This is a genomic window from Streptomyces sp. NPDC030820 (genome assembly GCF_055572075.1).
The window spans coordinates 42295-53815 of sequence record NZ_JBVIEB010000011.1; the positions used below are offsets into that span (position 1 = coordinate 42295).

The 11521-nt window shown below is 72.0% G+C and carries 17 protein-coding genes; 10 read left to right on the top strand and 7 right to left on the bottom strand.

Going from position 1 to position 11521, the window contains the following annotated elements:
- Nucleotides 1–68 precede the first annotated feature (68 nt).
- Complete coding sequence (locus tag ACZ418_RS28475) at nucleotides 69–497, top strand: pyrophosphohydrolase domain-containing protein (protein ID WP_468368430.1); 429 nt, start codon at nucleotides 69–71, stop codon at nucleotides 495–497.
- Here ACZ418_RS28475 and ACZ418_RS28480 read toward each other — a convergent pair.
- From ACZ418_RS28480 to ACZ418_RS28490, 3 genes are all read right to left on the bottom strand, one after another.
- On the bottom strand, nucleotides 494–1978 hold the full coding sequence (locus ACZ418_RS28480; RefSeq protein WP_468368433.1) for a hypothetical protein: 1485 nt from the start codon (nucleotides 1976–1978) through the stop codon (nucleotides 494–496). The two genes, ACZ418_RS28475 and ACZ418_RS28480, sit on opposite strands and share 4 nt — an antisense overlap.
- A gap of 223 nt (nucleotides 1979–2201) precedes the next feature.
- Complete coding sequence (locus ACZ418_RS28485; protein WP_468368436.1) at nucleotides 2202–2645, bottom strand: MarR family winged helix-turn-helix transcriptional regulator; 444 nt, start codon at nucleotides 2643–2645, stop codon at nucleotides 2202–2204.
- 69 nt (nucleotides 2646–2714) lie between these two features.
- Entirely contained in the window at nucleotides 2715–3074 is a 360-nt protein-coding gene (locus tag ACZ418_RS28490; RefSeq protein ID WP_468368438.1) for a DUF6204 family protein, read from the bottom strand.
- Between the two features lie 184 nt (nucleotides 3075–3258).
- On the opposite strand from ACZ418_RS28490, the gene ACZ418_RS28495 reads away from it, so the two are divergent.
- On the top strand, nucleotides 3259–4008 hold the full coding sequence (locus ACZ418_RS28495) for a PP2C family protein-serine/threonine phosphatase (RefSeq protein WP_468368440.1): 750 nt from the start codon (nucleotides 3259–3261) through the stop codon (nucleotides 4006–4008).
- Here the strand turns inward: ACZ418_RS28495 and ACZ418_RS28500 are convergent.
- On the bottom strand, nucleotides 4005–4691 hold the full coding sequence (locus ACZ418_RS28500) for a protein-L-isoaspartate O-methyltransferase family protein (RefSeq protein ID WP_468368443.1): 687 nt from the start codon (nucleotides 4689–4691) through the stop codon (nucleotides 4005–4007). The genes ACZ418_RS28495 and ACZ418_RS28500 overlap by 4 nt on opposite strands.
- Before the next feature lie 34 nt (nucleotides 4692–4725).
- Here ACZ418_RS28500 and ACZ418_RS28505 point away from each other — a divergent pair, with 34 nt between their 5' ends.
- On the top strand, nucleotides 4726–5010 hold the full coding sequence (locus tag ACZ418_RS28505; RefSeq protein WP_468368445.1) for a hypothetical protein: 285 nt from the start codon (nucleotides 4726–4728) through the stop codon (nucleotides 5008–5010).
- 49 nt (nucleotides 5011–5059) lie between these two features.
- On the opposite strand, the gene ACZ418_RS28510 is transcribed toward ACZ418_RS28505, so the two are convergent.
- Nucleotides 5060–5485 carry an SRPBCC family protein gene (locus tag ACZ418_RS28510; RefSeq protein ID WP_468368448.1) on the bottom strand — a complete coding sequence of 142 codons (426 nt, stop codon included), beginning with the start codon at nucleotides 5483–5485 and terminating at the stop codon, nucleotides 5060–5062.
- 192 nt (nucleotides 5486–5677) lie between these two features.
- On the opposite strand from ACZ418_RS28510, the gene ACZ418_RS28515 reads away from it, so the two are divergent.
- The 7 genes from ACZ418_RS28515 to ACZ418_RS28545 all read left to right on the top strand — a co-directional run bounded on the left by ACZ418_RS28515 (nucleotide 5678) and on the right by ACZ418_RS28545 (nucleotide 9968).
- On the top strand, nucleotides 5678–6019 hold the full coding sequence (locus tag ACZ418_RS28515; RefSeq protein ID WP_468368450.1) for an ArsR/SmtB family transcription factor: 342 nt from the start codon (nucleotides 5678–5680) through the stop codon (nucleotides 6017–6019).
- On the top strand, nucleotides 6016–7740 hold the full coding sequence (locus ACZ418_RS28520) for a SulP family inorganic anion transporter (protein ID WP_468368453.1): 1725 nt from the start codon (nucleotides 6016–6018) through the stop codon (nucleotides 7738–7740). The genes ACZ418_RS28515 and ACZ418_RS28520 overlap by 4 nt, the downstream gene beginning before the upstream one ends.
- Complete coding sequence (locus ACZ418_RS28525) at nucleotides 7737–8144, top strand: pyridoxamine 5'-phosphate oxidase family protein (protein ID WP_468368455.1); 408 nt, start codon at nucleotides 7737–7739, stop codon at nucleotides 8142–8144. The genes ACZ418_RS28520 and ACZ418_RS28525 overlap by 4 nt, the downstream gene beginning before the upstream one ends.
- A gap of 9 nt (nucleotides 8145–8153) precedes the next feature.
- The gene (locus ACZ418_RS28530) at nucleotides 8154–8570 is read left to right on the top strand and encodes an ATP-binding protein (RefSeq protein ID WP_468368457.1); all 417 of its coding nucleotides are present in this window, start codon (nucleotides 8154–8156) and stop codon (nucleotides 8568–8570) included.
- 51 nt (nucleotides 8571–8621) lie between these two features.
- The gene (locus ACZ418_RS28535) at nucleotides 8622–9017 is read left to right on the top strand and encodes an STAS domain-containing protein (protein ID WP_468368459.1); all 396 of its coding nucleotides are present in this window, start codon (nucleotides 8622–8624) and stop codon (nucleotides 9015–9017) included.
- A 49-nt stretch (nucleotides 9018–9066) separates the two neighbouring features.
- The gene (locus ACZ418_RS28540; RefSeq protein WP_468368462.1) at nucleotides 9067–9417 is read left to right on the top strand and encodes a zinc ribbon domain-containing protein YjdM; all 351 of its coding nucleotides are present in this window, start codon (nucleotides 9067–9069) and stop codon (nucleotides 9415–9417) included.
- 200 nt (nucleotides 9418–9617) lie between these two features.
- Nucleotides 9618–9968, top strand: a complete 351-nt coding sequence (locus tag ACZ418_RS28545; RefSeq protein ID WP_468368465.1) for an ArsR/SmtB family transcription factor — start codon at nucleotides 9618–9620, stop codon at nucleotides 9966–9968.
- A gap of 102 nt (nucleotides 9969–10070) precedes the next feature.
- Here ACZ418_RS28545 and ACZ418_RS28550 read toward each other — a convergent pair whose 3' ends face one another.
- Nucleotides 10071–10664 (bottom strand): GNAT family N-acetyltransferase, encoded by a 594-nt coding sequence (locus tag ACZ418_RS28550; RefSeq protein WP_468368467.1) that lies wholly within the window; start codon nucleotides 10662–10664, stop codon nucleotides 10071–10073.
- A gap of 39 nt (nucleotides 10665–10703) precedes the next feature.
- The gene (locus tag ACZ418_RS28555) at nucleotides 10704–11114 is read right to left on the bottom strand and encodes a pyridoxamine 5'-phosphate oxidase family protein (RefSeq protein WP_468368470.1); all 411 of its coding nucleotides are present in this window, start codon (nucleotides 11112–11114) and stop codon (nucleotides 10704–10706) included.
- Between the last annotated feature and the right edge of the window lie 407 nt (nucleotides 11115–11521).

Genomic DNA, 11521 nt, shown 5'->3' on the forward strand with positions numbered 1-11521 from the left:
GGCGGGGTCACTCCGGAGCGGGCAAAGGGGCCAGGGGCTCTGTCAGTGGTGGCCGTTAGAGTCGTCGCATGAGCACTTCGCCCGCAGACCTCGTCCGAGAGTTCCATCTCGCCTTCGGCCTCGACGCCCGCAGCACGCCGACCGAGGTGGACCCCGAACTGGCCGCGCACCGTGGGGAACTGCTCGCCGAGGAGGCCGCGGAGGTCGCCGAGGTCGCGGTCGACGGCCCACTGGACAAGCTCGCGCACGAACTGGCCGACGTGGTCTACGTGGCGTACGGCACGGCGCTGGTCCACGGCATCGACCTCGACCAGGTCATCGCCGAGATCCACCGCGCCAACATGAGCAAGCTCGGCCCGGACGGGCAGGTCGCCCGCCGGGCCGACGGCAAGGTCCTCAAGGGCGAGCACTACCAGGCGCCGGACGTGTCGGCCGTGCTGCGCGGTCAGGGCTGGATACCGGCGGCGCAGGACAGTTCTGCGCAGGCGGGTGTCTAGAAAGTGCCGCCCGCCAGCTTCCACTCGCGGTTCAGGGTGCCCAGCGGAATGCTCCGCTGGATGACCGGTGTACCGAAGACGGACAGCTGGAGCCGCAGGGTCCCGGACAGATCGACCCCGCCGTACACACCCCAGGCGCCCGAGGACTTCGCCCCGCCGCCGGTGGAGGCGGTCACCGTGCCGGAGGCCTCGCCCCGCAGATACGGCGCCAGGTCGGCGGTGACACCGACGATGCCGTAGAGGCCCACGGAGGCCTCGGCGCCGAGCGCCGTCTTCACGTTCCCGGCGGTGGTGACGGAGGCGCGTACGGGCGTGCTCGTCATGTCCGAGGAGCTGACGGGCGTCCAGCCCCTGGCCGGGCCGAAGGTGCCGCCCGCCTTGAAGTCGCCCTTGAGGTTCTGCTCGACGTCGACGGTGACCCGTCCGTCACCGCTGATCTGGACGTAAGCGGTCAGGTCGAGGTTGACGACGACGGGGACCGGGCCGACCTGGAGGACGGGATCGGCATGCAGCTTGGCGAACGGGATCCGCAGCGGGGTGCCGGTGGCCGCGGCGGCCCGGCCCTTGACGGCCCAGCCGGAGGTCCAGTCGCCGGACAGGCCGAGGTAGGCGGAGCCGGGCGGGGCGTCGGTACCGGCGCCGCCGTAGGCGAAGTCGACCTGCGGGGCGACCTGGACGAAGCCGTGCACCGAGGCGGTGGCGGACACCGGGGTGTTCGGGGCCGTCGGTATGTCGGCGCTCACGTCGAGCCGGAGGCTGCCGAGCGGCACCGTGGCACCCTTCGGGCCGGCGTGCAGGTGACCGGCCTTCGCCCAGGACACCTTCACACCGGGCAGGAGCTTGTCGACGGCGAAGGACGACGGGTCGACCGGTACGGCGCCCTTGGCCGTCTCGTCGCCGAGCAGTGCGTTGAGGGTGGCCGGTTCCGTCTGCACCTCGGTCCCGCCGTCCGTCTCGCCGATCACCTTGGTGACCTTGGCGAGCAGCCCGTCCGGTGCCCCGGGCGCGGGCGCACTGGCGATCACATCGCCGACGGAGGCCTTGTGCGGGGCGCCGGGGGGAGCGGGGGAGGCGGCCGGGGAGGAGGCGGACGAACTCCCGCGTGGCACCGGCTTGTCGGGCTTGCCGGGCCGGCTCCCGCGTGGCACCGGCTTGTCGGGCTTGCCGGGCCGGTTGGTGAGGACGGCCCGCCGGGTGCGGCTGTCGTACGAGGTGATGGACAGCGCCGTCCTGTGCGCCCGCCGCCCGGAGCCGTCCGGCCCCGCCGTGGCGGTCGCGGCGGTCGTGGCGGTGGTGGCGGGTGCGGCGGCGACGGCGAGCGAGTGGTCCGCACCGTCGGCGGACTGGTCCACGACCTCGACCTGGCGGCCGTGGCCCGCGGTGGCCGACGGTCCGGCCTGCGAGGCGGGCGAGGAACAGGCCGCGGCGAGGAAGAGGGTGGTCACGGTGAGGGCGGGCAGCAGGGCACGTCTGTGCCGCATGCGTCTGCGCATGGTCGGTCCTGTGTCAGGTGGGGGGTGGCAGAGAGGCACCGGGCAAGCGGGCTACTTGTCGGTAGAACCGGCCGGTAACTCGTGATCGGCCATGAGCATGCCATGCCCTTGGCTAGGGGCCCCTCACAATCCGGCCACATCCCAAGATGACCTGACTCACGGCGAGTTCACGCCACAGCGGTGGCCGAAAACGGTGATGTGGAGTCGGGGCTCAGGAGCCGGCCAGGCCGGTGCCGCCGAGGCGGGTCAGCAGGGACGACAGCTGTGCGATGTCCTCGGCGTTCAACGCCGGGGCCGCGAAGACCTCGGTGGCGGTCTCCTCGGCCGTCACGAGCATCTCCTTCAGCCGCCGTCGGCCGGTCCCGGTCAGCGACGCGAAGGCCACGCGCGCGTCCCGGGCATCCGCCTCGCGGGTCACCAGTCCGATCCGCTCCAGTGGCGCGAGCCCGCGCGTGACCCCGGAGGCCGTCAGGCCCAGTGCCTCGGCGAGGTCGACCCGCCGCATGCGGCCGCCGGGCGCCTGGCTCAGCCGTAGCAGCAGGGTGAAGTCGGCGAGGCTCACGCCGTGCAGCCCGCTCAGCCGGGAGTCGAAGCGCCGCACGAGCGCCGCCTGGGCCCGTACCAGTCGCAGTGCCGCGTCCAGGGCGTCACTCATGGCCGCTCACTGTCCGCTCCCGGTGTCCCCGCCCCTACCATTCATTGCTGCCTCCTTGAGTGCTCAAGTTTATGCGCCGTTCGAACGCGCGGCGCGTCGCTGCCGCTTGCCCATCGGCGCCTGGGAGAGGTCCTCGGCGGTGGAGCGGAGGTTCTTGAAGCCGTAGCCGCGCTCGGTCAGCCAGGCCTTCGCCGCCTTCTCGGCCCGCTCGGTCGCCTCCAGGATGTCCTCCTCTTCCTCCCCGGCGTCGGAGAAACGGAAGACGAAGGCGGGCCGGGCGGCGATGTCGTAGGTGAGGGTGCCTTCGGGCGTGAACGCGGCGCGCAGCACGTCGTGTTCGGCGGCGTCGGCCAGCAGTGCGGCCCGCTGTGCGTCGGTGAGGCCGTCGAAGACACCGCGGACGGTGATCCGGAAAGTGCGAGTGCTCATCCCGCGACCCTAGGCACACCGGGCCTCCGGTCTCCACCGGGTTTCCGAAGGCGCCGGGCCCTGCGCTCCTGCCCCGCCGGGGTGCCGCGACGCAGTTCGGCTCCTCCGGCGAGCGCCTACCCTGGAGCCGCAGGCAGCGAGCCGACGGACCGCCGTGGCCCGTCCGGGAAGGCGGTGGCGTTCCATGCGGTACGTGGCGGTGAGCGCGCTGAGCCATCCCGGGCTGCTCCGCGAACGGAACGAGGACAGCCTCGTGATCGGGCCGTGGACCCTGTGCGCCACGGTGACGGAGAGCCCGCAGACCCTGATGTTCCCGCTCGGCACGCCCCTTGTCGTCGCGGTCGCCGACGGGCTCGGCGGGCATCCCGGCGGCGATGTGGCCAGCGCCCTGGTCGCCCGCCGGATCGCGTCCGTCGGACCCGCCCTGAGCAGCGAGGACGCCGTCCAGAACGCCCTGAACGCCTGCAATCGCGCCGTGTACGCGGCCGCCGGCGGCGAGGCGGAGACCGAGCTCACCGCCATGGGCACGACGGTCGCCGGAATCGTCGTACAGCCCGGCTCGCTGCTGGTGTTCAACGTGGGGGACAGCCGGGTCTACGCGGCTTCCCGCGACGGGCTGCGCCAGGTGAGCGTCGATGACAGCCCGCCGCTCGAACCCGGGCAGCACACCACGTCCATCGTCACCCAGTGCCTGGGCGGCAGCCCCTCGTACCGCGCCGTCCACCCCCATGTCACGGCCGGGTCCCTGTCTCCGGGCGACCGCTACCTCGTCTGCACCGACGGTCTGACCGATCCGCTGCCCGCGGCTGTGCTGGACGAGGTGATGCGGGAGCGCGACGACGGCCGCGCCGCCTTCGAGCTGTGGAAGGCCGCCATCGCCGCGGGCGGCCCCGACAACATCACGCTGGCGGTCGTACGCGTCGCGGACGACTAGGGCGAGTCTCGACGCGACTCCGCCTCGCCCAGCGGGAAGCCGTATCGCCCCTGCAACCGGACGAAGCAGGCCGAGGTCAGAACCCGCAGCCTCGTCAGCCCCGCCCCGGTGCGCCCGAAACAGACCACCTGCTCGTGTCCCCCCGGCCCGATCGGCTGCACCAGGCGGCCACCGGGGCGGACCTGCGCGACCAGCGGCGCGGGCACCTCCGGGAACGCGGCCGACACGAGGACGGCGTCGTACGGAGCCCGGTCCGGCACGCCGCCGCTGCCGTCGCCGACCCGCAGCTCCACATTCCGAACCCCCTGGCGTGCGAGATTCACGCGCGCCTGGCGGGCTATGTCCGGCCGCATCTCGATACTGACCACGTCCGCGGCCAGCCGGGCGAGCAGGGCGGTCTGGAAGCCCAGACCCGTACCGACCTCCAGGACGTGCTCCGACCCGTCCAGGCCAAGGCCCTCGATCATCATGGCGGACAGCGAGGGCTGCGTAGTGACCTGTCCCTGCCCGATCGCAACGGGTACGTCGAGGTAGGCGGCGGCCAGCTGATCGGCCGGGACGAATCCCGCGCGGGGTGTCGTCCGGACGGCCGCGAGCAGTCGCTCGTCCCCGACCCCGGCGGCCGTGAGGGCCCGCACGAGATCGTCCGGTGCTCCGGGTACGGAGTTCACGGCCTGGTTCACCGCACCATCAGGTGGCGACGCCTACGGTGGAGACATGAGCGAGATCGTCGTCTACGAACTCGACAGGCCGGGCGCAACACGCTCGTCCGGGGCCGCAGGACCGGCGGGTGGCGCGGAACGGCGCGTCCGCAAGGTGCACGCGGCACCCGCGGCACCCGGGTCGCGGACGGCCGCGGGACCGCGGACCCTCTGCGGCAAGGACACCTTCGCCATGGAGACGACCGACTGGAAGCCCGCCGAACACCCGGGAGCGCCCTGGTACCCCGAGGAACACGCCTCTCTGGTCTGCCCGGACTGCGATGCCGTGATGGAGACCTGACCGGCGTACCGGCCGCCCGGCGCTGCCGCGCCCACCGTGTTCCAGCCGCTCACCCGCCTTCCAGGTACTCCTTGAAGTGCTCGAGATCGCTGCGGACGAGCCGTTCGATCGCGTTCGTCTGGGCGAATCCTCTCGGCCCGCCGAAGGTGTCCCGGACCGTGCCGGGGTCGTACTCCAGCCGTGCCTGGATCCGGGTGTGGTTCTGGTCGATCGGCTGGACCGAGAAGGAACCCGTCAGCTCGGGAGCGCTCGTGGTGAGCCACTCCATCACTTGCTCGCCGCGGTCGGTCACCTCCGCCTCGATCTCCCGGGCCCGGCCACCTGCCTCGACCTCCAGATGTGCTCGGCCCCCCGCCTCCGTACGCGCGCCCCGCACTCCCTCCACGAAGCGCGGGTAGTTCTCCACCCGGTGCAGCGTCTCCCAGGCCCTGTCGACCGGAACATCGACGTCGACATGCAGCTCAAGGGTGCTCATGGCTCACCTCCACGTGCGGCTCATGACGCATGGCCTTCCGCTTACAAGTGTGCGCCCGGCAGGGCAGGAGAGGAGCCGTGCGGCCCGCCAGGGGCGTGTGCCGCTTCTGCTGAATTGCAAAATTTCGCAATTGGTTAGATGCTTTGTTTACTGTCCCCCATCCGGGGGGCGTCGTAGGGAAGCCGAGGGCTCGTGTCCGTTCCGCTGTACCAGGCCAAGGCCGAGTTCTTCCGGATGCTGGGGCATCCCGTACGGATCCGGGTGCTGGAGCTGCTGCAGGACGGACCGAAGCCGGTGCGGGACCTGCTGGCCGCCATCGAGGTGGAACCGTCGAGCCTGTCCCAGCAACTGGCGGTGCTGCGCCGGTCCGGGATCGTCACCGCCACCCGGGAGGGATCGACCGTCGTCTACGAACTGGCCGGAGGGGACGTCGCCGACCTGATGAAGGCCGCACGCCGGATCCTGACCGAGATGCTCGCCGGCCGTAGCGAACTGCTGGCCGAGCTGCGGGACGCCGAGGTCGCCGCGCGATGACTTCCGGCATCAGCCGGGTGAAGGCCCGGTTCACCGCACTCCTCCCCGCCGGCGCCGACCTCGCGGACATGCGGCGCGACCCCCGGCGGGACCTGCTGGCCGGCCTCACCGTGGCGATCGTGGCTCTGCCGCTCGCGCTCGGCTTCGGCGTCTCCTCCGGTCTCGGTGCTGAGGCGGGCCTGGCGACCGCCGTGGTCGCCGGCGCGCTCGCCGCTCTGTTCGGCGGGTCCAACCTCCAGGTGTCCGGGCCCACCGGAGCCATGACCGTGGTACTCGTGCCGATCGTCGGCAAGTACGGGCCGAGCGGCGTACTGACCGTCGGGCTGATGGCGGGCCTCATGCTCGTGGCCTTGGCCGTGCTGCGGGCCGGCAAGTACATGCAGTACGTGCCCGCACCCGTGGTCGAGGGCTTCACTCTCGGCATCGCCTGCGTGATCGGGCTTCAGCAGGTCCCGAACGCGCTCGGCGTGCCCAAGCCCGAGGGCGACCGCGTGCTGGTGGTGACCTGGCGGGCCGTCGAAGAGTTCGCGCGGCATCCGAACTGGACGGCGGTCGGATTCGCCGGGTCGGTGGCCGCGGTCATGCTGATCGGCGCCCGCTGGCGGCCGGCCGTCCCGTTCTCCATCCTCGCGGTCATCGCGGCGACCGTCGTGTCCCAGTCCGCGGGGCTTGACGCGGCGAAGCCGATCGGCGACCTGCCGTCCGGGCTGCCCGCGCCGTCCCTCGGTTTCCTGGACCTCGGTTCGCTCGGCACCCTGCTCGGTCCGGCTGTGGCCGTGGCGGCGCTCGCGGCCCTGGAGTCCCTGCTGTCCGCCTCGGTCGCGGACGGGATGACGGTGGGGCAGAAGCACGATCCGGACCGGGAGCTGTTCGGGCAGGGGCTTGCCAATATCGCCGCTCCGCTCTTCGGCGGAGTCCCCGCGACCGGTGCGATCGCCCGCACCGCGGTCAATGTCCGCACCGGCGCAGGCTCCCGGCTGGCCGCCCTCACCCACGCCGCGGTCCTCGCCTTGATCGTCTTCGCGGCGGCGCCCCTTGTCTCGAAGATTCCGCTGGCCGCCCTGGCCGGTGTGCTGCTCGCCACCGCGATCCGGATGGTCGAGGTCGGCTCACTGTGGGCGATGGCGAAGGCGACCCGCTCGGACGCGCTGATTCTCGTCCTCACCGCCGTGGCGACCCTCGCCCTGGACCTCGTCTACGCCGTGATCATCGGCCTGGTCGTGGCGGGCGCCCTGGCCCTGCGCGCCGTGGCCAAGCAGGCCCGCTTCGACCAGGTGCCCCTCGACCGGGGCGATCACAGTGCCGAAGAGCACGCTCTGCTGGCCGAGCACATCGTCGCGTACCGCATCGACGGGCCGCTGTTCTTCGCCGCCGCGCACCGCTTCCTGCTGGAGCTGACCGAAGTGGCCGACGTCCGGGTCGTCATCCTGCGCATGTCGCGGGTGTCGACCATGGACGCCACCGGGGCGCTGGTCCTCAAGGACGCGGCGGAGAAGCTGACGCGCCGCGGCATCCTCGTCCTGGCCTCCGGGATACGCCCTGGCCAGCGCCAGGTGCTGGACTCCGTCGGCGCGCTGGAGCTGCTGCGGCACGACGGCCGTGACTACGCCACCACCCCGGAGGCGATCCGGGGCGCTCGCGACCACCTGCACCTGGCCGGACTCCTGCCCGCACCTCCCCACCAAGAGCCCCGAACCTCCAGCGAGGAAGCCCTGCGATGAGCACTCCCCCCGTCCCCCTCCGCATGGTCGAGGTCTCCGGCGCGGAGACCCTCTGGCTTCTGGAGGGCAGCAGTCTGGGACGGCTGGTGTACGTGCAGCGGGACGTGACCGTGGTGCGGCCCGCCCGGCATGTGTGGGAGTACGGCCGACTTGTCGTCCGTACTCCGGCCCCGGCCACGGCGGTGCCCGCGACGGCGACGTACCACGTGGACGAGATCCGCACGGTGACCGGCACCGGCTGGACAGTCACCGTGTCCGGTCCGGCCGAGGTGATCACGGATCCCGACGAGGCCGCTCACTACCTGCGCACCCTGTCCGGCTGGACGCACGGTCCGCACGACATCCTGCTGCGCCTGCAGCCCAAGACCGTCACCGGTTTCCGCCTCGCCCGCATGGAGGCATGAGTGAGGTCCATGCGACGGGAAGCCCTTCCCCACCGGCATGTGCTCACCGTGCCGACCACGCCGGCCGCCGTGCGTATGGCTCGCGAGACGGCCGAACAGGCCCTTGTGGAATGGGGGATCGGCCTGCGCCACCCCGCCGTGGACCCGGCCTTGCTGATCCTTGGCGAGCTGGTGACCAACAGCGTCCGGCACGCCGCCGACCTCTCGCCGCAGCTCACCGTGATCTACGCCGCGGGCCCGGACTGTCTGGCCTTCGCCGTCCACGACCGTCACCCCTACCAGCCTCCGCTGCACGGCGCCCTCGGCGGCGGGACCGGCGGACTGGCCACCGTCATGGAGCTGACCCAGGAACTCGGCGCCACCGCGGTCGTCCGCGCGGACGCCGACGGACGCGGCAAGAGCATCTGGATCACCCTCCCCCTCTGAACCCAACGGGCCGCATGAACCCAACGGGACGCACCGCAAGGAAGTTCCCCCATGACCATCGAGTGGCGCTACACCATCGAGCAGGATCTCGGCATCCTCTCCGTCGCCGGATATCTGGGCCCGGAGGCGGTCCGTCGCTTCGGTGGCGCGGTCGGCTGGGTAGTCGCCCGCGGCACCGGACCGGTCATCCTCGACCTGACCGACCTGCTCAGCTGGTCCGCCGAAGGCCAGCTGGCCATCACCGAGGCCGCACGCCGCCTCACCGGGGCGGGCCGTAGCCTGGAACTGGCCGCCATCCCCGCCGACGGCTCGCTGGTCCCGACCGGCGACTGCCCGGACATCCGCGTCCACTGCGACCTGGCCGCCGCCCTCGCCGCCCACGCCCGGCACCCATCGGTCCCCGAGGAGGGGCAGCAGGCGTGGCGCACCGACGGCTGGCCCGCCTGACCCCTGCCTGACCCACCTATCGGCTCACTGACTGAAAGACCCTTGTGCCATGAGTGACAACCTTCCCCCCTGCCCCGAATGCTCCGGCGCGTACACCTATGAGATGGGTACGCTCCTGGTCTGCCCCGAGTGCGGGCACGAATGGTCGCCCTCCGCGGAATCCGCAGGCGATGCCGGGGCCAAGGTGATCAGGGACGCGGTGGGCAACGTGCTCGCCGACGGTGACACCGTGACGGTGGTCAGGACGCTCAAGGTCAAGGGCAGCCCGACCGGGATCAAGGCGGGTACCAAGGTGCGCAACATCCGCCTTGTCGACGGCGTGGACGGCCACGACATCGACTGCAAGGTCGACGGGTTCGGCGCCATGCAGCTCAAGTCCAGCGTGGTCAAGAAGGCCTGACCCGACACCTCGCAGTGCTGACCGCCCGGGACGATGTCCCGGGCGGTTTCACGTGCGCGGTCCTCGTCCTCACCCGCGGATTCGGCTTGGCCGCGTCCGCAGGCGAGGATGGTCAGCATGTTCGTGACGAGTGGGTGGATGCGATGGGCGGAGGCCCGGCCGGTGGGGCCGTGCCGCTGTACCGGGGAGGGGACGGCCAGGTGAGTACGCCGCTGTACCAGCTGAAGGCCGAGTTCTTCAAGACGCTCGGTCACCCGGCCCGCATCCGCGTCCTGGAGCTGCTGAGCGAGCGCGAGCACGCGGTCGCGGAGATGCTGCCCGAGGTGGGCATCGAGCCCGCGCACCTCTCGCAGCAGCTCGCCGTGCTGCGGCGGGCCAACCTGGTCAAGACCCGCAAGGAGGGCTCGACCGTGTACTACTCGCTCACCAGCCCGCACGTCACCGAACTGCTGCGCGTGGCCCGCACGATCCTGTCCGGCGTGCTGGCCGGCCAGGCCGAACTCCTCGCCGACCTGCAGGCCGCGCAGGGCGAGGGGAGGCCGCCGTCGTAGCGACGGCCGCCTCCGTCCGTGACGTCGTACCGGTGGACCTGACGGTGCCCCGGTGCCCGCGGAGCTTCAACCTCTCCTGCGCCGGCAACGACCTCTGACGGCTCAGCCGATGTCTCCCTGCACCAGGGCATGCAGATGCTCGTCGTGCCATCCGTCCTCGTGCAGCAGTGCGCTGCGCTGGGTGCCCTCGTAGGAGTAGCCGGCCTTCTCCGCCACGCGGCAGGAGGCGGGGTTCGCGGTCGAGTGGCACAGGCGGAGCCGGTGCAGCCCCAGCTCGTCGAGGGCCCACCGGCTGACACGCCGGGTCGCTTCGGCGACGACACCGCCGCCTCGTGCGGCGGGCAGGATCCAGTAGAGGATCTCGGCGTTGCCGTCGGCGAGGTTGATGTCCCCCCATCCGATCAGGCCCAGGGCCTCGCCGCCGTCCACTCGGGCGATGGCCCAGATCGCGGCCTCCTCGGTCTGCCAGCGCCGGTGCATGCGCTCGATCCGCCGGCGCGCGCCCTCCGGTGACTCCACGTTCAGGCGGTTCCACTTCCTGATGGCCGGGTCCTGGCCGGCGGTCACCAGGACATCGGCGTCGTCGAGATGCCACGGCCGCAGCTCCAGGCCCTGGGACAGACCGAGCACCGGCTGCGGGAGCTGGGCCATCCGGCCTGCGGGAACGACCGGGGGCACGGGTGAGAAGGAGATCATGGACGCATCCTCACAGGGCATCAGGGGATGCGACACCGGTTATCCGTGTCCCCGGCGCGAGCCGGACTCCGATCGCCGGCCGCTCCCGCCCACGACCCGCGCGGCGTCAGGATCTCGCGGCTTCCACCAGCCGGTAGCCGCTGACGATCTCTTCTCGGACTGCACCACCTGCCCCCATCTCCGGCGGCCTCGACCCACGGCATGAGCAGACGCTCGAACCGGGCGAGTGCCACTGGATCCGCAACCCGGGTCGCGGTGCCGGTGACCAGGGCGCTCCACCCGGGTCCGCGTCGCCGCGTCGATCTCGTCGGCCTCGTACGCCACCACCTCGGACCGCGGCGCACGCCCCAGCAGGGCGGAGCCGCCGTGCGTGCGCACCATGATGTCGCCTTCGTCCACGAGGTGCTTCACGGGCCGGATCGCGGGCAGCGCCTGCTCGGTGAAGGCCACCCGCCCGAGCTGTACGGGTGCCCAGGAGCGCAAGAGCCTCGTCGTGGCTCAGCTCGACCATGCGCGCGGGCCAACCGGGTGCGGAGGGCATCGGGGTCATGAGGCCTCCTCGTGCGGTGCCGTTCGGCCGGCTCCAACGGGCCGCAGAACCTCGACGGCCGTGCCGCTGCTGCAGGCAGGTCCCCCGGTGGGTTGTCGCGTCCCGGCCGTCCGCCGCCCGCGAGCGGCCCTGCCGAAGGGGCCGCCGTGCCGGAAGGGAATGATCCACGGGCCGACCGCGCCGACGTCAGGGCCGGTCGGCCCGTGCCGAAGGAGACAGCGGAACCGGAAACCCGATCGTTGACGGCGTACGCGTCCTCGGCGCTCATGGCGGCCGCCCGACGTGCCCACGCCGCGCGTACCCGAGC

Excerpts from the sequence above, each read along its gene's own strand:
- ACZ418_RS28475 (WP_468368430.1), top strand. The coding sequence starts at position 69 with ATGAGCACTTCGCCCGCAGACCTCGTCCGAGAGTTCCATCTCGCCTTC.
- ACZ418_RS28480 (WP_468368433.1), bottom strand. The coding sequence starts at position 1,978 with ATGCGGCACAGACGTGCCCTGCTGCCCGCCCTCACCGTGACCACCCTC.
- ACZ418_RS28485 (WP_468368436.1), bottom strand. The coding sequence starts at position 2,645 with ATGAGTGACGCCCTGGACGCGGCACTGCGACTGGTACGGGCCCAGGCG.
- ACZ418_RS28490 (WP_468368438.1), bottom strand. The coding sequence starts at position 3,074 with ATGAGCACTCGCACTTTCCGGATCACCGTCCGCGGTGTCTTCGACGGC.
- ACZ418_RS28495 (WP_468368440.1), top strand. The coding sequence starts at position 3,259 with ATGCGGTACGTGGCGGTGAGCGCGCTGAGCCATCCCGGGCTGCTCCGC.
- ACZ418_RS28505 (WP_468368445.1), top strand. The coding sequence starts at position 4,726 with ATGAGCGAGATCGTCGTCTACGAACTCGACAGGCCGGGCGCAACACGC.
- ACZ418_RS28510 (WP_468368448.1), bottom strand. The coding sequence starts at position 5,485 with ATGAGCACCCTTGAGCTGCATGTCGACGTCGATGTTCCGGTCGACAGG.
- ACZ418_RS28520 (WP_468368453.1), top strand. The coding sequence starts at position 6,016 with ATGACTTCCGGCATCAGCCGGGTGAAGGCCCGGTTCACCGCACTCCTC.
- ACZ418_RS28525 (WP_468368455.1), top strand. The coding sequence starts at position 7,737 with ATGAGCACTCCCCCCGTCCCCCTCCGCATGGTCGAGGTCTCCGGCGCG.
- ACZ418_RS28530 (WP_468368457.1), top strand. The coding sequence starts at position 8,154 with ATGCGACGGGAAGCCCTTCCCCACCGGCATGTGCTCACCGTGCCGACC.
- ACZ418_RS28535 (WP_468368459.1), top strand. The coding sequence starts at position 8,622 with ATGACCATCGAGTGGCGCTACACCATCGAGCAGGATCTCGGCATCCTC.
- ACZ418_RS28540 (WP_468368462.1), top strand. The coding sequence starts at position 9,067 with ATGAGTGACAACCTTCCCCCCTGCCCCGAATGCTCCGGCGCGTACACC.
- ACZ418_RS28550 (WP_468368467.1), bottom strand. The coding sequence starts at position 10,664 with ATGATCTCCTTCTCACCCGTGCCCCCGGTCGTTCCCGCAGGCCGGATG.